The sequence below is a fragment of the Hymenobacter sp. AT01-02 genome (genome assembly GCF_000961955.2).
Taxonomy (GTDB): domain Bacteria; phylum Bacteroidota; class Bacteroidia; order Cytophagales; family Hymenobacteraceae; genus Hymenobacter; species Hymenobacter mucosus.
On record NZ_JZIR02000052.1, the window covers coordinates 1 to 16,500 of the forward strand.

Consider the following 16,500-nt stretch of genomic DNA (forward strand, 5'->3'; position numbering starts at 1 on the left):
CCGGTGGGCCCTTCCAGCAGCACTGTGCTGTCCGTTGGCGCTACCTGGCAGGCCAGATCTTGGGCGCGGCGTAGGGCCGGAGCCCCGCCAATCATACTCTCGAAGCTGTAGCGCTGGCCCATGCGTCGCTCCAACTCCGCTACGCGGCGGCGCAGGCGGGCTTTTTCGGCCGCCCGCTCTACCACTACCACCAGTTGTTGCTCGAAGTCGCCCTTGGTAAGGTAGTCGAAGGCACCTTGCTTCATGGCCCGTACCCCATCAGGATGGTGCCGAAAGCGGTAAGCAGCACGATTTCGATATCGGGTGCCTTGGCCTTAAGCCGTGGAATCAGGTCTACGCCGTGGGCATCGGGTAGCTTCACGTCCGACACCACGACCAGCACGGAATCGGCGTGTTGCTGGAGCATCTCCAGGCCGCGGCTGGCATCGGGGGCTTGCAGCACGGCGTAGCCTTCGAGTTCCAGCACCCGCGCCAACAGCTGGCGCAGGCGGGCTTCGTCGTCAATCAGCAGAAGGGTACCGGAGGGCATGGCGGGGAAGTAGTAATGAGTAGTTAACTAGTAAGACGTAGGCCTTCGGGTGCGAAAGTATCAGCTTGCGGCGTGAATGATACCGAATGGTGATAGTGCCTCAGGAGTGAGGAGTAGGAGAAGAACCGTGCTGATACTGTGGGCCACTTGGTTACTTACTCGCTCTGGCGGCTGGTTTGCGCTGAGGTGCTTTGCGTTTGGGTAAATTCTCTCGGACCTCGGCCGCCGTAGCTAACTCGTCCAGGTAAGGGCGGGGCGTTGTATCCTCTTCGTATTGGGGCCGGCCGGTGCTGCTTAGCCCCGCGTATTTAAAAATCATCGTTTGGTAATGCGTCTTGCGGCCAATACGCCATTGACCGTCCATCTTGAATTCTTCCCGAAGACTGCATTCCAGCAAGGTCAGCAACTCCTTTTGCCCGTCTTCATCAACGTCGGCAAAAAATAGAGAAGCCAAATACGTTTTATCACCCATAAACGGCTCTAGCGGAAGAATTTGGACAGCGTAGGTATTGGCTTCAATCGGGTCTAATATGAATAGGTCGTTCCCGTACTCATTATCGCCACTACCAAGCACGAAGAATAGCTGTTTACCAAATGCGCTTGGCCGCCACGCATAGGCAACAAGGTCGCCGGACGCGGGGAAGGAAACGGGTAGGACACGTTTTAGAAAGGTTGTGTCGGCCTCACCAGGCTGACGATGAGCTATTCCCTGCTGAATCGTTTGAGCTTCCAGTTGCTGCGCTGTTTGGCTGAACGCTGCTGGGAGGAAGAAAGAACTCCCTGGTATTCCTAGCAGGAAAAAGCTTGCTAGTAGGAGGCGGCGACACATAAAGTTTGCGAATACATAAGCGGATAACAGGAAATACTAACAGCGAAGGTAAAACGAAGTCGTTCAGCTGCTCCAACTATAACAGACAAGACGCTTTCTGGGCCAGCATAACGTTCTGCTACGCACTCTGCCGAATCTCATCTTTCAAGTGCTCCACGAAGCGGTTAAACTCCGGTTCGGCTTCCACGTTTTCGTGCCAGGCCAGGCCCATTTCGGCGAGGTTGTACTGGTGCTGGGGGCTAATGGTAGCGCCGGGGAGCAACTGGCCGCTGGCGTCCCGTTCGTGGCCCAGGAGCCAGAGGCGGTCGGCTAGGGCGGTGGTGGTCTGGATGTCGTGGGAAACGATGACGACCGTGTTGAGCTCGTCCATAGTCGTGACTTCGAGGATGATTTGCTTGACCTCGTCAATCATGGCTACGTCGAGGCCGGAAAAGGGCTCGTCGAGCAGGATGAGGTGGTCGGAGCAGAGGAGCTGCTGAGCAATGGCGGCGCGCTGGCGCTGCCCGCCGGAGAGGTGGGCCGGGTATTTCTGGCGGTGAGCCGTGAGTTGAAACCGCTCCAAGTAGAAAGCAGCTTGCCGGCGGGCTTCGGCTACATCGAGATAGTTGCGGGCGGCGGCTACCAGCAGGTTGTCGTGTAAGGTGCGGTGGTTGAACAGGGGGTACTGCTGCTGCACGAAGCCCACCGCGCCCGGAGCTACTTCGTGCTGCTCCTGACCCACTAGCACCGTGCCGCTGCTCGGAGCCATTAGTCCCGCCATGATGCGGCACAGTACCGATTTGCCCATGCCCGAGCGGCCGTAGAAGCCGACCACCTGGCCCTGGCTCATGCCCGGCCGGCACACGTCCAGCACCTGGGCCGAGATGTCGCGCAGGATGGTTTCGCCCGCAAATTGCATGGACACATTGTCGAGCGTCAGCACCGGGGCTTTGTAGAAATAAGGGGTCATGGCCGTGAAATGGTAAACTAATAGGCTAAGGAGTGTGGCATTTTGGCTACTCCTGAATGTCATGCGGCTCGGGATGAGATTCGAAGTTGTGTGAATACACGTGTGCCTATGTGCTTCACCCTACTGCGCCGAAGCCAACCCGGAGTAGGGAAAGAACACCCGGCGCAGGAGGCCAAAGAGGTAATCCTGGGCGGCACCGGCCGCGAGGATGACGAGTTGGATGGCGACTACCCCATCGAGGTGGAGGTAGCGGTTTTGCTTGTAAAGCAGCAGCCCAATGCCGCCTTCCGATTGGTAGAGCGTTTCCACCAGGGTAATCATCGTCCAGATGATGGCGAAGTTCTGACGGACTACCTCCAGCATGTCGTCGAGCTTGCCCAGCACCACTACCTCCCAAAAGCTGCGCCACTCGCCCAGCCCCAGGGTGCGGGCATGGTCCATTTCCTGCTGGGTGGTTGTCAGGATTACGCTCGTCATGCCCGTGACGAGGTAGACGGTGGTGGCGAAAATCAGCACTGAGAGCTTCACTTCGTGGCCGGAACTCACCATTAGGGCCATAAAAAAGGTTAGGCCCGTGAGGGTGAGGTAGCGCATCTTGGAGGCCGCATAAGCCAAGGGGCGGAAGAAGGTAGGGCCGTGAGGTAGGAAATGAGCAGGGCCAGCACCGTGGCGGCGCCCAAAGCTTGGAGGGCCGTGGTCATACTGGCCCACAGCTCCTGAACCAGCCCTTGGGTAGAGACCAGGTCAGCCAAGGCCCGCAGTACGTCGCTTAACGAAGGGAATAGGCGCAGTGGATAAAACAGCCACAGCAGCAGGAGCACGGCCCCTTGCGCCGCGGCCATCAGCGCAAATGTGGTGCGGGGTACGCGGCCGTTGGGGAGGAAGAGGGATTTCATGCGGTGAAATGGTGAGGTAGTGAGCATGTAGCATACTAAGCATGTGCCGAAGTAATCCGTGTATTTTCGGGCGTAAAACCTCCGCCCTTACTAGCCCTTATTGAAAAATCCATCTCTACTTCTCCCCTATGCAAACACTGCTTTTAGATGAATCCTCGGCGCTTGGTCTCGTCAATGTGATAGTGGGGTTCATCGTTATGTTCCTTGTGACTCTGATCACACTTGCCGTAGTATTACTTGGGAAGTGGATGGTTAGGAGAGGTCCCGCAGCGCCTGGGTCTAATCGTAGACTCCTGCTACTGGTCCTGGCTATACTGGCCTTCATTTTCTTCATACTTAGTATGTCCACAAATCGGCCTCGGCTTCTTCACCCTGAGAGAGGAGCCAAGGGCAGGCATGGTTAATTTCCCAGTACAATTTCCACGCGGCGGTTTTTGGCTTTCCCTTCAGGGGTGGTGTTGGGGGCTACGGGCTCAGTAGCGCCGTGGGCATACACCTGCACGCGGCCGGTAGGGAAGGCGCTGGAGCTACGCTGCTCCAACCAGTGCTCCACGGCCAGGGCACGGTCTTCGGAGAGCTGCTGGTTACGCTGCGGGTCGCCAACATTGTCGGTGTGGCCATGCACGGCTACTTTCAGGCGGCCAGCCACCACCAAGTCGTTGAAAAGCTGCTGGAGCTGGCGCTCGGCGGCGGGCGTGAAGGAACTCTGGCCGGTGTTAAACTCGATGTTCCAAGCCCGCTTGCTCACGTTCTGGCGAATTTCATCATCGGCGGCAAACTGTTGGGTTTCGGCGGGGGCCAAGGTTTTGCCGCGGTATTTGTCTTGGAGCTTTTTCAGGGGCGTGAGGTCCAGCATCTGCGTTAGAGGCACGTAGCTGGGCAGCTCACGGGGGTAGAGGCGGCTCTGCACGTCACCGAAGGTTTTGTACACGGCAGCGTAGATATTGGTGCCGCCGTCGTTAAGGCCGAACAAAGCTAGGTTATCGGCGAAGTTGAAGGCCTTGCTACCGCCCAGTTCCACTACCTCGCCGTTGCGGTCGGCCTCACTTACGCCCTTGTAGTAGCGCAGCCAGTAGGCGCCAGGCTTGTCCTTGTCGCCGTACACCTCGGCCGAAATATCGGCGGCGCGCTGCAGGGCTTCGGGGTGGCTTTTTACCTGGTCGCCGGCTATGGCCAAGGCTGTTATCAGGCCTTCTACCTCTTTCTGGTGGGCATCATACCAGCGTTTGGTAGTCACCATGATGTTGGGCATCTGGTTACTGTAGTCCTTAGTAGACACGATGTTGACGAGGCCGCCCTTCTGGCGGGCAATGTTCACGTCGCCGGGCGTCCAGGTGGCTACGGCGTCGGCTACTACGTCTACTTGCACGCCAGTATTCTTGCCGTTTATCACTTTAGTGCGCTGCTCGGGCTTGCCGATGATGTACTTCTCGGCGGCCACCAGGAAGTCGGAGGAAGCTAGAAAATTCACGGCTTCAGGGTCATAGGTGGTTTCGTCGGGGTTGACTTTCAGGCCGTTGTCGGCGCACCATTTCAGGGCAATGTTCTGGTCGCCGTCGCGCAGGTAGCAGGCAATGGTTTTGCCCAGGGCTGCTTTCGGGTTGTCGAGCCACTCCTTGGGGCCCATCAACTTATCCTCGCCGAAGCTCTTACCCACCGAGTAAGGAATAATCTGGAGGCTGGTACCGGCTTTTTTCAGCTGCGTTTGCACCGCCGAGAAGGCGGGTAGCCCGTCGCCCATAATGCTCACCAGCAAACCGGGTGTGTCGGGGTTTTGCTGTAGGTCCAGGGCATTTTTCACCAAGTCGGCCTGCATTTTGGCTACGTCGTCCTGGCGCACAATCTGCAGGTCTAGGCCGTTGGCGGCCAGCGTAGAACCCTGCGTGGTGCGGGGCCCGCCGTTAGCCAGCATGCCCGCCATCTGCGAGTTCCAGGCCATCACTTCCCACACTACGGGCGTGCCTTTTTCAGCAGGCGTTCCGGACGGTAGCGGGGCCAGGGGCACAGCTACGTTGGCACGCGAGCCACCGGTTGCCGTGGGCAACTCAATAGAATTCAGCAGCACCGATTCGGTAGCTGCTTTTTTGAAGATCATTCCACTTGACACCACTTTGTTGATGCCGAAGTAGAGCAGTGCCACAAATAGGGCGCCCAGTACAATTTTACCGCGAGTTGTCATGATATATAAAAAGCAGAGAGTTGAAAAGGAGAAGAGCTAGTGAAGCACAGCAGGCTCTGAGCATTAGTCCAGCAGGCTGCGATAGGCGTCGTTGGTGGCAGTGCGGGTTTGGGCCGTGGTTACGGCGGCAGGTTTCTCGTCGAGCAAAGCGTTGAACTCGCCTTTCTGGTATTTTTCGAGTAGGCGCTGGCCTTTCTCGCTCATCACTCCATTCTGGATGTCCATTTCCTTCACGAATTCCTGCGAGTAGCGCATGGCCTGCTTGATTTGGCCGAGTTGCTGGGCCATGTCCTGGGCCACGCGGTCGGTGGCGAGGTCAAAAAAGTACTTCTTGTCAGGGTCGCCGCGCAGGATGTTCATGGCGGCGCGCATGCCGCTGCTGGTACGTTTCACCAACTCGTACTCGTCTTTCAGCAGGTTTACTTTGAACTTGCTGTTGTCGATTTGCCGCAGGGCGGCTTTTAGAATCTGACGCATCACAAGGCTCACATTCTGGGTGGTAGTGAGCATGGGTTGTAGCCGCTGGTTGTATTCCTGGAGCTGGGCCGCGCGGGAGGCGTACTGCTCGGCGGCATCCGGTTCGCGCTGGCGGGTAGCGGAGTCGGCCAGTTGCAGGTATTCTCGCATCTGCAGGGTAGTGGCTTCCAGCTTGCGCTTCACTAGTGCGTGGGCGCCTTCCACGTGGCCTACCTCTTCTTCCATCTTGCGGGCTTCCTGCCCGGTAGAGCGGATGTAATCCTCCATGATGCCGATGGGGTTGGTGTTGACGAAGATGCCCGCGGCCGTGCGGAAGATGCGCTGCCCAGCGTACCACAAGCCCGCCTTGATGCGTGGGTTGGTTAGGAGCAGAAAGGCCCCGAACAGCACGCCTAGCCCAATTCCTAGCTTCACGGTGTCAAACACCATATCTACCAAGAATGGCACGATGGTACCCCAACTGTACACGCCGGCGGCGGCTAGGCCACCCAGAAATACCCAGCCGGCTACCTTTTCGGGCTGCTGCCACTTGGGCAACGTGCTTGGCAAGGCAGGTTGTAATTCGGAAGGAAATGATGTGTTCATGATGCAGCAGAAGTCAGGAGTGAGGAAAAATGTCGGTTCATAGGCACGGTGTTCCGCCGCTACTTCAGCAGAAAAGACTGGGTAGCGTGGCGGTGCGCCTGTAAGTCGGCGGCGGCAGTGGCGTGCGCCAACTCGTAGGAAGCCAGAGCCATAGCGGCTTTGTGCTGCTGCTCCTGCAGGTGCTGGCGGGTAGTCAGGAGCTGCTGCTGCTTTTCTTCCAGCTGGCGGGTGAGTTCCGTGAGGGCTACTTGCACCTCCTGTTCTTGCTGCTGCAAGCGCACAATGGGGCTGGGCGGCACATTTGGAATGCGGATTTCGCCCAGCTTCTCGCGGTGCCGTTCCAAAATTTGGTTACGGTCCGCAGTGAGCTTCAATTCAAACTGCTCGGCCGATTGCAGCAGGGTAGCCAGGTCCAGGCTTGTCACAGCCGCGAAGGCGTTGAAGGCCGTTTGGTAGAGAATTGGACCCGACAGACCGCTGGCTTGTAGGCTCTTCACCAGTTTGGTGTAGGCCACGAAGTCCTTGCCGTCGCCAGTCAGCAGGCTCTGGATGTGGTCGAGGTGGCGCTGCTCAGGTTGAGTAGGCTGGGTAGCAGATACGGGCGGAGCTACCGTGCTAGCAAGAGTAGGCGCTAGCACCTGGCCAGGCAGTGGCCGAACAAGGGGCGCCCCTATTGACGGGCCAGTAGGCGAGGTTTCCTCAATGAAGAAATCTTTCGCCGCTTTGGTGATATGGTCGAAGAAAGGCATGTGGCAACTGGTGCTTGGTAGATGGCGGTGTATTGCCAATACCAGTGCCGCTGCGGAATCCTAGTCAATCTTATAGTTGTAAGTTGTTGATATATATAATATTAAAAATAAAAATCGATCAACCGCACCAATAAAGCTTGGGCGCAGCCCTATCGTTTTGGTAGGGTAGGTATATCAGAATAGCAGGGCTGCGATAAGCAGAATACGCATAGTCCGTATTCGATATCTTATCTTGCAGCTGCTTATGGCACTTTCCTCTTCCCCGTACTTTTTTGAAAACCCTGCTGGTCGTATCCGCATTGACCCGGCTGGGTTCGTGCGCGCCGACTGGAATAAGGAGGGGTGGGACATTGCTAGTTTGCAGGCTCTTTTTCAGCACATGCACTTGGCCATGCAGCGCACAGGGTGGGGCAAGATGCTGGTAAACCAGTCGGTGATGCGCGCGTTTTCGCCGGCGGAGCAGCAGTGGATTAGCCAAACGTGGCTGCCAAGTGCGGTGCAGCAGGCAGGCTACCGCTACGGAGCCGTAGTAGTGTCCAGCAATGTGTTTACGCGGTTGGCAACGGCCTACATCACCACTTCCGTGCAGGGCCTGCCACTGGTATATTCTTCCTTCTCTGACGAGGGTAGCGCCGTAACTTGGCTTCTAGGTCAGTAGTGTGCTCTCCAGGCCCTTGGGAGTAGTGGCGGGTAGGGGAAGCGTAATACAGAACTCGGTGAACTCGCCCTCTCTGCTTTGCACGCTCAGCGTCCCGCCGAGCCCTTTGGTGATGACATCGTAGCTCAAAGAGAGTCCCAAGCTTGATTCTCCAACGTGGCCGCCCACCGGAAAGCGCTGAAACAAGGAGGCGCAGGCCTCTTCCGAAAGGCCCAGGCCATTGTCGCGCACCCTAATTTCCACGCCCACGGCCGTACGTTTTGTAGTTAGGGCCACTTGGGGTACGTACTCTTCGTCTGCCTCGGCGCGGCGGTGCTGCACAGCCTGGAGGGCAGCGGTAAATATGCCGACCAACGCGCGCCCCAGGTTTTGGCGTACTAGTTCTACCCGGCCCACCGCGGGGTCTAGGCTTGGTAGGAGAGCCGCGTGGAAATGCCGATGCCGGGCGCGCAGATCGTGATACGTAAAACGTAAGTACTCTTCTGCCAGGCGGTTGAGGTCCGTATTCTGGCGGCTGCCGTCGCCCTGAGAGTATTCCAGCATGCCCCGCACAATGGACTCGGCCCGCTGGGTGTGTTGTAAAATCTTCGCTTGATTTTGGCCGAGGTTGCGTAGCATCTCGTCTACCACCTCATGGTCGTAGGGGGCGAGTTGGGCTTTGGCAAGCTCTGCACGCACCTCTTCACACAACTCCATACTGACTGCGGCAATTTTGCGGGCATGGCTCACCGGCTGTTGAATCTCCCGGGCCACACCGGCCATAAGTTCGCCCAGCGAGGCCATACGCTCCCGCAGCACTAGTTGGCCCTGCGTAATTTTAAGCTCCTGTAGGGTTCGCGCGAGGCTGTCGCGCTGAGCAGTCAGCTCTGTTGCCTGGGAGGTGACTTGGTTGTTGAGCGTTCGTAGGCGAGTATTGGCGCGTTGCTGCTGCCGGTTGCTGTGTCCTAGCAGAATAGATATCAGTAGCAACACCCCAATGCCGGCTATCAAGGTAGCGGTACGCACTTGTGCCACAAACTCCTGCTGCTCATTCTCTAGCTGGCGCAAGCGTTGCTGCTCGGCAAAGCCTATGGCATCAAGCTGCTTAATACGTTGCGGGTTGTAGAGGCTGTCTTGGGCCGTGCGCAGGATGCGCAGGTACTTTAGCGTGCTATCGGGCCGTTGTTGCGCCTCGTATGCTTCGGTAAGGAGGGCACTGGTACGCACTATCCCCGCCACAAAGGGCAAGGCCTGACCCATGCGGAGCGCTTTACGGGCATAAAATATACTAGAGTCCGTCTGGTGGCTGCTTTTATACAGTTCGGCCAGGTACTGGTAGGCCCGGCTGGCGCTGCGCAAGTCGTTTTCAGGGATGGCGCGCTGATAGCTTAGCCGGTAATGAGTGGCTGCTACTTCGGGCTTTTGCAAAGAAGCTTGCAATAGGCCTATTTCCCGTAGCACATAGGGCGCGGGGTTGCCCCAGCAACTCTGGTGCACGGAACGCGAATGAATAGTGAAGTGCCAGGCACGCTGTAAAAAATACGCGGCCGAATCGAATTGTCCTAAGCCCTGGTAGCTAGCTCCAATGTTAGTAAGCACGCTGATAATCTGAGAAGTATCACGTACGCCGCCTTCCTGGTAAAGCCGCTGGGCCCGGAAGTAGTAGCTCAGGGAGGGGCGGTAGTCCTCCAAAGCGTAATAGAGTAACCCGGTTTGGTTGAGCGTGCGGGCCGTGCCTTCTACGTCGTGGCTTTCCTCATTGAGGTGCAAGGCCTGCAAGTCTACCCGTAGTGCCTGGGGCAGGTTGCCCCGTTCCCCCAGCAGAATTCCAATGCGGGAAAGGCAGCGGCCTTCTCCTTTGCGGTATCCTATTTGGCGGGCGAGGCTAAGCCCCTTCCGCGCATAGTATCGAACGGAATCGAAGCGGGAGTACCGGTAGCTAGCACTGAGGTCGGCCAGCAGTAACACCCGCGTCGTATCGGAGGAGGCGCGGGCCAAGGCCTGCCGTAACTGCCGTGACTGTGGACTTTGGGCCCGTACCGGCCCATAGCACCCTAGAAACAGCCCAAATACCAACAATAGCCTACCCAACGCATGTCGAATCATGCGGAAAGTTACACAACCGTCTGACATGGAAAACGGTTGATGTCGACGCACAAGATGAATTTTACTGTTGAGCTTATCGGAGTAGTACTCCCCTTCCTCTGCTACTAACTAGGTAAAGGGGTATGTTTATAAGTCAAATAGCTGAATTATAGGAAAATAGGTAGGTATAATTCGAAATAGATAATTAGCACTTGGCGGCTCCAGCACAACTGCCTACTTATTGGTTTTGTCTAAGCCAAGTAGTTGCTTCGGTTTCATCATTGAAAATATGATATATCAAAGCGCCTTCCCGAGCATCGTGCATGATAAGATTCATGGACAGGCGCGCAAATACGTCTTCTGGTAGCAACAAGGCGGCTACCATTTCTTGCTGGTTCGCTTGGCTTACGGCTAGCCAATGACTGCTTAGCCATTGACGTTCCTCTTCCGTGAAAGGAGCTGATGCACGATGATCAGCCAACATTTTGTACCAGTTCCGTCGGCGCAACAAACGGCCCAGATGGAGCAAAAACGATTGAAAATCAGTCGCTGTCCGTTTGCCGGCATGGTAGCGAATTACTGCGTACCCATCTGGGTGCTCAAGTAAGCGACCAATGGTATTTTCAAAATATACCAGCAAACCAGAAGAGAGGGGCATAGTGAGGAGAGGAAGCCATCAGTAGCGGAAAAGCCACAGCGGCAACAAAGCTACTGATGGCTATGACCACTACAAGCTGAACCATTAGCCAAACTACGGTATTGATTCGACATACAAGCAGAAACAGGAGCGCCAAGCTCTGAAGGTACTTCAACTCAACCTTGCGCTTATAGTGTTAAAGCAAGCTGTAGGAGCCTTAAACCGGTATCTACTCCGCAGGTGTACTTCTACCTTGAGTCTATCGGCAAGCAAACGTGTCTGCCGACTACCTAGCTAACTAGTTGCTTAACTCACGCTGCCATACTAAGTTCTGGCTGAGCGCATGTCTCGGCCGGAATGGTTGGTAGTACTGGAGCGGGATTCGATACGAGTGGCACAGTACCAGGGGCAATAGGTACGGCAGCGCCAGTAAGTAACAACATGGCCAGCATAGCTAGCATGGGTTGCTGGGAGGGGAGGGACGCGAGGGGATTCATTACGGGGGCAGCAAATAACAAGTACGAAAGTACTGCCTATACTACATCGGTCACAAGGAATAAGGAGGCGGTATTGTGACTAGGATAATACACATATCTGACTAGATTAACCTATGCCAAGGGCCTATTCTGCATACTAAGGGTACTTTTGGCGTGCGAGAATATTCCCTGAATGTGACATGACTATTCGTCTTGATGCTGGGGTAGATCCTTAGCCTCCTCCACGGTATTCAGTTCATCTAGCTCGGCAAGCTCATGAAAGGTAGTAGCCGGGTCGAATGGGCTGGTAAACGCCAATAAGTCTTCCAGGGTATGGTCGGGAGCAGGGGAGTTGTGCGGAGCCTGCGGATTGGGGAGGTGGTTCGTGTCCATGGTTTCTTATACGTACAAGTATAATGAAGTAGCTGTCCTTCTCTAGGGGGCATTCTAAAAGCACCTTAGCCTTCAAAAGGCGGAACGCTCATGCGGAAATAGTGGTGTATTTGCCTGTATTGCTTTAAAAAGAACACTTCCAGTTCCTATCTTGTTAATATGGCATGATTATTACGGGCCACTACTGCTCACAGACGAACGAGACCATGAAATCGACTTCCTTTTTATATTCAACGAATACTACCGGTGCTACTCCTCACTACCACGAATTGAAGGTGTGGCCCGACTGTTTTGCTGCTCTCCAAGCAGGAGTAAAGCCATTTGACGTACGAGAAAATGACCGGGATTTTCAGGTCGGTGATGCCCTACTGCTACGGGAGTACGAGCCTGAGCAAGAGCGCTACACTGGTGGTACCGTGGAACGCTGGGTTAGCTACCTTGTGCATGGCGGGGCTTTTGGCATTGAGCCGGGCTGGTGCGTACTTGGGTTAGCTGAGCATCCACCCTTACCTTCCGGCATTAGCGACACTCGTTTGTGGTAAGCAAATTTAGTGTACAAAGCAAGCCACCCAGAGCTTTCTCCAAGCCCTGAGGTGGCTTTTTAATTGGACTTCTCACCCGGCAGGCAATGAATAAATAGCAAGTGTCAGTAAAAACCTATCATCCTGCCTAAATCCAGTAGAGTGGGCTAGTGCGTTTATTGTTGTGTCAGACGTAGCGCACTGCCTTTTATGATACCTCTTTATACTACCGCTGGAGTACCCCTGGTATACGCCGATGATGATTGTCGGGCCCTGTTCAGCAGCACCGGTCAAATTGTAGCATGGTTTGAGCAAGAACTGCTATACGCACCAAATGGGCGCTACTTGGGATGGGCCGAGCACGGGTGGGTGTACGACCGAAATGGGCAGCCCGCCCTGTTTGCTGAAAATGCACAAGGTGGCCCCGCCCGTCCCAGCCTTAGTTTATCGGCCGGAAATGCTACCCCCCGGACCCGTTGGGCCCAGTTACCAGTCCGCTGGCCAAAACCTCAGCCTCGGCCCGCTCGCCGCCGTAAGGTAACAAGTTGGTCGCCAGTATCAGGATTGGCTTATTTTGCGCAGTAGCAGCTGGATCAATATCCAGCATAGGTGCACTGGCAGCTCTACCTAGAGGGTAGTGCGTAGTCTTTCTACCTAGCGGATAAGCAAATAAATAGGGGTGCCTGCAATCCTCCTTGCCGAGCAATATCGTAAGCAAGTAGTCTGAACTGTGTACATACACTTATGCACTCCTACTTGCACCACATGGCTGACACGCATCCCAGCCAGTTTAGCAACTCTGTGTCAACTAATGCTTCCAACTTTAATTTTAAAAACACAGCAGGCGGCGTCAAAACCGATACCCGCGGGTACGTACGCCTAACCTGCTACCAAAGTGACCCTCCCAGCGTGGCCCGCCGCGAGCTGCTAGATCAAGTAATAGCTGCTCTCCAGCTTACGGGTTGGACGAAGGTGCTTGTTGATCAGCGCCGGCAATTGCCTTATTCTGAGCAAGACGAGGCTTGGATTTTGTTGGATTGGCTGCCACGTGCGGTAACACAATCAGGATACCGCCACGTTGCTATTCTGCCTTCCAGCAAACACTTGGTTCGGCTCCACACTTATCATTTACAAACCGAGGCTAGTGCCAGGTACCGGGTAGTGAGCCGTATTTTTGAGGAGGGAGAAAATGCCGCCAGTGCTTGGCTACTTACCTAGGACATTCCTAGAGTGATACTCTATAAGTAAGAGTCTGACTATAACGGCACAGTAGAAGGCAAAAGAACTTGTTTCTATTCAAAGTACCAGAAGTAGACAAGCCACAGTACAGATAGAATACCTATAATATACCAAATCCACTTGCCCGATTCCGGGGGCTCTGTGCCTGCTGATCTTTGCCGGCGCTTGAGAAAGGGCGTTTGCATAGTAATGGTGCATTCAGAGTCTGTATTCAGCGTATACGCACGCTAGAAAGCGACAGCCATTGTAGCATGAGCTACTGTAAATATAGGGTTGAATGCGTGCAAACTAGGCTAATATCTCAGTGTCATCGGCTGCTACCAACCAAAACGCCATAGCACTACGCTCATAGTGAGCGTAACTAAAGCTACCAGTATCCAGCCAATGGCGCTGGACGTCAAAAGGGGCGGGTGGCGTGGATTGCGAGGCATAGCTACCGGTTGAATGAGATACTAGTATAAACGAATAAATCCAATCATGTAGTTTGCGTGGAGAACAATAATTTCTAATTCTAACCTAGCCTCCCAATATAATGGTGTATTGCCTTGTTAGCACTCAGGATTTATTTACTTGTGGCTGGTAGAGGTAGATATTGTTCGGCCGCAGCCTCTATTAGCAGGCTGGCCGGTATTGAGGTACCCCGTGCTAATACTAGATCCATGCACCCTTGTTGTAATCGGGCATCTTGCGCGGGGGTTAGGCGGCGCTGAGATTCACAACGGGTAGCAAGGAGTTGTGCCAACAGTACTGCGGCGGTTGAAAGTTGCTGCTCGTGTAAGGCAGCACGAAAACAGATTTCGGTGTCACTCATGCGAAAAGAAGTATACTAGCCTCTTGCGCAACAAACATACCAGAGGCAGTAAGGAACAGCTTATGGAATAATATATAGTACCGTACAGCCATTGTACCAAGAAAACTCTCCCCGGCGGAGTACGAGTTTTATATCAGTGCGCAGGAGGATAAAGAAATGGCTGTGGTGAATAACACTAAGCATAACCGCTACTATTCATCCTTTTCAGGCGATGCGCTAGGCCGTTGCTTGCTGCAATTCCAAGGCCAGAGTGCGTACTAACTCGGCTGCTGGCAGTGCGCGTGCCCGGCTGTTGCCGGTACCTGCCCACTGCACCGCAAAGCCAGTTTCACCCGCCTGCTGAGCTGCAGTTATCAGCGCTTTGCCAGCTAGATAAGCGCGCGAATAAGCTGCTACCGGCGGGCGCCAAGGCACATCTATATCTTGCATAAAGCGGTTTACGAGTCCGCGTGCGGGCCTTCCCGAGATGACGTCCGTTAAAGCCGTAGGTAGTGGAGGCTGCTGCAACAGGGCTGCCCGGTAGCTAGCAGAGGCTGCTGATTCGGGGCAGGCAACGAAGGCCGTGCCGAGTTGCCCGGCCACTGCTCCGGCGCGCAGGGCTGCCGCCAAATCGGCCCCGTCCATTATACCCCCAGCAGCAATTACTGGTAGACGACACTCTTGTACCAACTGACGCGTTAAGTCCAGCGTAGTAATCCCCGGTTCCACCGACTGGTCGAAGGTACCGCGGTGCCCGCCCGCCTCTATGCCCTGCGCAACCAGCACATCTACTCCCGCCGCTTCCGCCACGTGCGCTTCTGTGGGGGAGGTAACGCACGCCAAGAGCAAAGCACCCGTTTGCCGCAAGGCAGTAAGCTGTGTTGCTGTGGGTAGACCAAAGTGAAAGCTGATTACGCGAGGCTTCGCCTGTACTATCACAGCCAGTAGGGCATCGTTGGTTATAAAGCTGGGGTAGATTTCCGTCAAACTCCCCGGCGCATCACTCTGTAGGGCCGCAAAGAAAGGCTGTAAGTGCGTAAGCCAGCGGGCGTCATGTGCTGCGTCTTCTGGGGCAGGGGCATGGCAGAACAAATTGACATTTATCGGCTTAGTAGTGACAGCCTGCAATTCGGCTAGGTGCTGAGCCACCACTTGAGCTGAGGAAATAGCCCCGGTGGCAAAGGAACCCAGTGCGCCCGCCTCTGATACGGCTGCGGCTAGGGCCAGCGTTGACACCCCTGCCATCGGTGCTTGAATAATGGGGTGTAAAAGGCCTAGGTGTTCACAGAAAACGTTCATCAGCGGGAAAATACAGAATGGGAATCATTACCCAATGGGCAGAGGAGGGGGCTAGTACTTATATAGGTCCGTAAGGACTACAGCCACTCTTGCTTTGTAAAGACTATATCCCATCACCAGGCAACAGGTGTAGATTGTCACCTGCTGCCAAAGCTCTAATCATTCGGAGGAATTCTTTGCTGTAATCCGAGTTAGTGAGTACCTATCCAATGGCTACCAATCAGCAGAATGGCCCGCTGCACAGTTCACTTGCTTCACTACGAGAAGCATGGTACCGGTCCTATGTGCTTGAGGTACGAGAGGGCGCAAGGGGATGCATTTATCTTATTACCTCACCAAAGGACGTATAACTAGTTGGTGCATCCACGGTTCCTCTTAAGGAAAAGCGCCTCCATACTGAAGGCCCTTCTCTTTTCGGGTAGTCACATAGCTTAGTGGGGCGTATCCGAGGTGCCGTATCTCTATCCGAGTACGAAACGGTATACAATCATTGTAGATCGCACGACTACGGGCTACTCCGCTTATGCCGCCGACCACAACGTCTTTACAACGGATACCACATTGGCCGAAATAAAATCTAACGCTATTGAGGCGTTTAACCTGTATTTCGTGTCATGTCCGAAGCGAAGGTTCTGATTTGCGGCCCCATTGTCGGTAACTCGGCGGAATCTGGGGATACTTGGCCCTTTACAACGTTGGAAGATGTGCTCTCCCAGTTGGAATGGCAGAAGCCATATGACTCTATACAGGTAACGATTAACTCTCCTAGTGGCCGTCTTGATAAAGCCTTCGGCATCTATGATAAGCTCCACAGCTTGGGGCCTGATATCACAGTTACCACCCCTGCACAGGTAGCTCAGCTACCCTGCGCGGTGCAACGCTAGTACTGCAAGAACCTGCGGGGCCAGCCGCGCACGGTGGGCGGCCGTAGCTGCGGCTGGCAACATTGCGGCATCTGTACAAACAAGCTACAAGCCTCAGGCTCCCATCGTACAGGCTACGGATAGCGCGAACGTGCAGGTAGCCAGTACCAAGAAAGCGCTAGCCGTAGCGGGTGAAGACAACCAAATACCCATCACCACCATGGAAGAAAACTGGATGCACCCCCTGCTGCCCTAGGCCGCTGGACTGGCAGGCCTAGGGCAGCTCTATTCGCTACTGCCCTTACCTTTCGCTGGGCTGACTGATTGCTGTTGGTGTTGCGTCGTCGTGATCCTGTATGAAAGCCAT

General features: G+C 55.0%; 18 protein-coding genes and 1 pseudogene. 5 read left to right on the forward strand and 14 right to left on the reverse strand.

The window, feature by feature from the left end; all coding sequences use genetic code 11:
• From VI25_RS15510 to VI25_RS15555, 9 genes and pseudogenes are all read right to left on the reverse strand, one after another.
• A pseudogene (locus VI25_RS15510) lies at nt 1–245 on the reverse strand (sigma-54-dependent Fis family transcriptional regulator); the annotation flags it as partial.
• On the reverse strand, nt 242–529 hold the full coding sequence (locus VI25_RS15515) for a response regulator (RefSeq protein ID WP_055562636.1): 288 nt from the start codon (nt 527–529) through the stop codon (nt 242–244). The gene VI25_RS15515 and the pseudogene VI25_RS15510, both read right to left, overlap by 4 nt.
• Before the next feature lie 151 nt (nt 530–680).
• Nucleotides 681–1,358: a hypothetical protein gene (locus VI25_RS15520; RefSeq protein ID WP_045689449.1), complete on the reverse strand. Its 678-nt coding sequence runs from the start codon at nt 1,356–1,358 to the stop codon at nt 681–683.
• Nucleotides 1,359–1,476: 118 nt separating this feature from the next.
• Complete coding sequence (locus VI25_RS15525; protein WP_045689448.1) at nt 1,477–2,307, reverse strand: ATP-binding cassette domain-containing protein; 831 nt, start codon at nt 2,305–2,307, stop codon at nt 1,477–1,479.
• A 120-nt stretch (nt 2,308–2,427) separates the two neighbouring features.
• Complete coding sequence (locus VI25_RS15530; protein ID WP_161806959.1) at nt 2,428–2,922, reverse strand: hypothetical protein; 495 nt, start codon at nt 2,920–2,922, stop codon at nt 2,428–2,430.
• Complete coding sequence (locus tag VI25_RS15535) at nt 2,874–3,203, reverse strand: hypothetical protein (RefSeq protein WP_152981653.1); 330 nt, start codon at nt 3,201–3,203, stop codon at nt 2,874–2,876. Before VI25_RS15535 ends, VI25_RS15530 begins: the two co-directional genes overlap by 49 nt.
• Nucleotides 3,204–3,603: 400 nt before the next feature.
• Nucleotides 3,604–5,382 (reverse strand): OmpA family protein, encoded by a 1,779-nt coding sequence (locus tag VI25_RS15545; RefSeq protein ID WP_055562639.1) that lies wholly within the window; start codon nt 5,380–5,382, stop codon nt 3,604–3,606.
• A gap of 63 nt (nt 5,383–5,445) precedes the next feature.
• Nucleotides 5,446–6,444 (reverse strand): hypothetical protein, encoded by a 999-nt coding sequence (locus VI25_RS15550; RefSeq protein ID WP_045689445.1) that lies wholly within the window; start codon nt 6,442–6,444, stop codon nt 5,446–5,448.
• A 59-nt stretch (nt 6,445–6,503) separates the two neighbouring features.
• On the reverse strand, nt 6,504–7,193 hold the full coding sequence (locus tag VI25_RS15555) for a hypothetical protein (RefSeq protein WP_055562640.1): 690 nt from the start codon (nt 7,191–7,193) through the stop codon (nt 6,504–6,506).
• A 244-nt stretch (nt 7,194–7,437) separates the two neighbouring features.
• Here VI25_RS15555 and VI25_RS15560 point away from each other — a divergent pair, with 244 nt between their 5' ends.
• Complete coding sequence (locus VI25_RS15560; RefSeq protein WP_045689442.1) at nt 7,438–7,851, forward strand: hypothetical protein; 414 nt, start codon at nt 7,438–7,440, stop codon at nt 7,849–7,851.
• Here the strand turns inward: VI25_RS15560 and VI25_RS15565 are convergent.
• From VI25_RS15565 to VI25_RS15575, 4 genes are all read right to left on the reverse strand, one after another.
• Nucleotides 7,840–9,963 (reverse strand): tetratricopeptide repeat protein, encoded by a 2,124-nt coding sequence (locus tag VI25_RS15565; protein ID WP_082455589.1) that lies wholly within the window; start codon nt 9,961–9,963, stop codon nt 7,840–7,842. The genes VI25_RS15560 and VI25_RS15565 overlap by 12 nt on opposite strands.
• 190 nt (nt 9,964–10,153) lie before the next feature.
• Nucleotides 10,154–10,573 carry a hypothetical protein gene (locus VI25_RS15570; RefSeq protein ID WP_045689441.1) on the reverse strand — a complete coding sequence of 140 codons (420 nt, stop codon included), beginning with the start codon at nt 10,571–10,573 and terminating at the stop codon, nt 10,154–10,156.
• A 290-nt stretch (nt 10,574–10,863) separates the two neighbouring features.
• Nucleotides 10,864–11,049 (reverse strand): hypothetical protein, encoded by a 186-nt coding sequence (locus VI25_RS24785; protein ID WP_152981654.1) that lies wholly within the window; start codon nt 11,047–11,049, stop codon nt 10,864–10,866.
• 183 nt (nt 11,050–11,232) lie between these two features.
• Nucleotides 11,233–11,421: a hypothetical protein gene (locus VI25_RS15575; RefSeq protein WP_055562641.1), complete on the reverse strand. Its 189-nt coding sequence runs from the start codon at nt 11,419–11,421 to the stop codon at nt 11,233–11,235.
• Between the two features lie 206 nt (nt 11,422–11,627).
• On the opposite strand from VI25_RS15575, the gene VI25_RS15580 reads away from it, so the two are divergent.
• From VI25_RS15580 to VI25_RS15585, 3 genes are all read left to right on the forward strand, one after another.
• Nucleotides 11,628–11,963, forward strand: a complete 336-nt coding sequence (locus VI25_RS15580; RefSeq protein WP_045689454.1) for an ASCH/PUA domain-containing protein — start codon at nt 11,628–11,630, stop codon at nt 11,961–11,963.
• Between the two features lie 189 nt (nt 11,964–12,152).
• On the forward strand, nt 12,153–12,527 hold the full coding sequence (locus tag VI25_RS24790; protein WP_152981655.1) for a 4-fold beta flower protein: 375 nt from the start codon (nt 12,153–12,155) through the stop codon (nt 12,525–12,527).
• A 180-nt stretch (nt 12,528–12,707) separates the two neighbouring features.
• Nucleotides 12,708–13,160, forward strand: a complete 453-nt coding sequence (locus VI25_RS15585; protein ID WP_055562642.1) for a hypothetical protein — start codon at nt 12,708–12,710, stop codon at nt 13,158–13,160.
• A 1,048-nt stretch (nt 13,161–14,208) separates the two neighbouring features.
• Here the strand turns inward: VI25_RS15585 and VI25_RS15590 are convergent.
• On the reverse strand, nt 14,209–15,270 hold the full coding sequence (locus VI25_RS15590; RefSeq protein ID WP_045689439.1) for an NAD(P)H-dependent flavin oxidoreductase: 1,062 nt from the start codon (nt 15,268–15,270) through the stop codon (nt 14,209–14,211).
• A gap of 614 nt (nt 15,271–15,884) precedes the next feature.
• On the opposite strand from VI25_RS15590, the gene VI25_RS15595 reads away from it, so the two are divergent.
• Nucleotides 15,885–16,154 (forward strand): ATP-dependent Clp protease proteolytic subunit, encoded by a 270-nt coding sequence (locus tag VI25_RS15595; RefSeq protein WP_045689438.1) that lies wholly within the window; start codon nt 15,885–15,887, stop codon nt 16,152–16,154.
• Nucleotides 16,155–16,500 lie beyond the last annotated feature (346 nt).

Bases quoted from the DNA above. Each gene is read 5' to 3' on its own strand.
- VI25_RS15590 (WP_045689439.1), bottom strand. From the start codon at position 15,270: ATGAACGTTTTCTGTGAACACCTAGGCCTTTTACACCCCATTATTCAA.
- VI25_RS15555 (WP_055562640.1), bottom strand. From the start codon at position 7,193: ATGCCTTTCTTCGACCATATCACCAAAGCGGCGAAAGATTTCTTCATT.
- VI25_RS15560 (WP_045689442.1), top strand. From the start codon at position 7,438: ATGGCACTTTCCTCTTCCCCGTACTTTTTTGAAAACCCTGCTGGTCGT.
- VI25_RS15515 (WP_055562636.1), bottom strand. From the start codon at position 529: ATGCCCTCCGGTACCCTTCTGCTGATTGACGACGAAGCCCGCCTGCGC.
- VI25_RS24785 (WP_152981654.1), bottom strand. From the start codon at position 11,049: ATGAATCCCCTCGCGTCCCTCCCCTCCCAGCAACCCATGCTAGCTATG.
- VI25_RS15525 (WP_045689448.1), bottom strand. From the start codon at position 2,307: ATGACCCCTTATTTCTACAAAGCCCCGGTGCTGACGCTCGACAATGTG.
- VI25_RS15565 (WP_082455589.1), bottom strand. From the start codon at position 9,963: ATGTCAGACGGTTGTGTAACTTTCCGCATGATTCGACATGCGTTGGGT.
- VI25_RS15595 (WP_045689438.1), top strand. From the start codon at position 15,885: ATGTCCGAAGCGAAGGTTCTGATTTGCGGCCCCATTGTCGGTAACTCG.
- VI25_RS15545 (WP_055562639.1), bottom strand. From the start codon at position 5,382: ATGACAACTCGCGGTAAAATTGTACTGGGCGCCCTATTTGTGGCACTG.
- VI25_RS15520 (WP_045689449.1), bottom strand. From the start codon at position 1,358: ATGTGTCGCCGCCTCCTACTAGCAAGCTTTTTCCTGCTAGGAATACCA.
- VI25_RS15575 (WP_055562641.1), bottom strand. From the start codon at position 11,421: ATGGACACGAACCACCTCCCCAATCCGCAGGCTCCGCACAACTCCCCT.
- VI25_RS15550 (WP_045689445.1), bottom strand. From the start codon at position 6,444: ATGAACACATCATTTCCTTCCGAATTACAACCTGCCTTGCCAAGCACG.
- VI25_RS15535 (WP_152981653.1), bottom strand. From the start codon at position 3,203: ATGAAATCCCTCTTCCTCCCCAACGGCCGCGTACCCCGCACCACATTT.
- VI25_RS15585 (WP_055562642.1), top strand. From the start codon at position 12,708: ATGGCTGACACGCATCCCAGCCAGTTTAGCAACTCTGTGTCAACTAAT.
- VI25_RS15580 (WP_045689454.1), top strand. From the start codon at position 11,628: ATGAAATCGACTTCCTTTTTATATTCAACGAATACTACCGGTGCTACT.
- VI25_RS15570 (WP_045689441.1), bottom strand. From the start codon at position 10,573: ATGCCCCTCTCTTCTGGTTTGCTGGTATATTTTGAAAATACCATTGGT.
- VI25_RS24790 (WP_152981655.1), top strand. From the start codon at position 12,153: ATGATACCTCTTTATACTACCGCTGGAGTACCCCTGGTATACGCCGAT.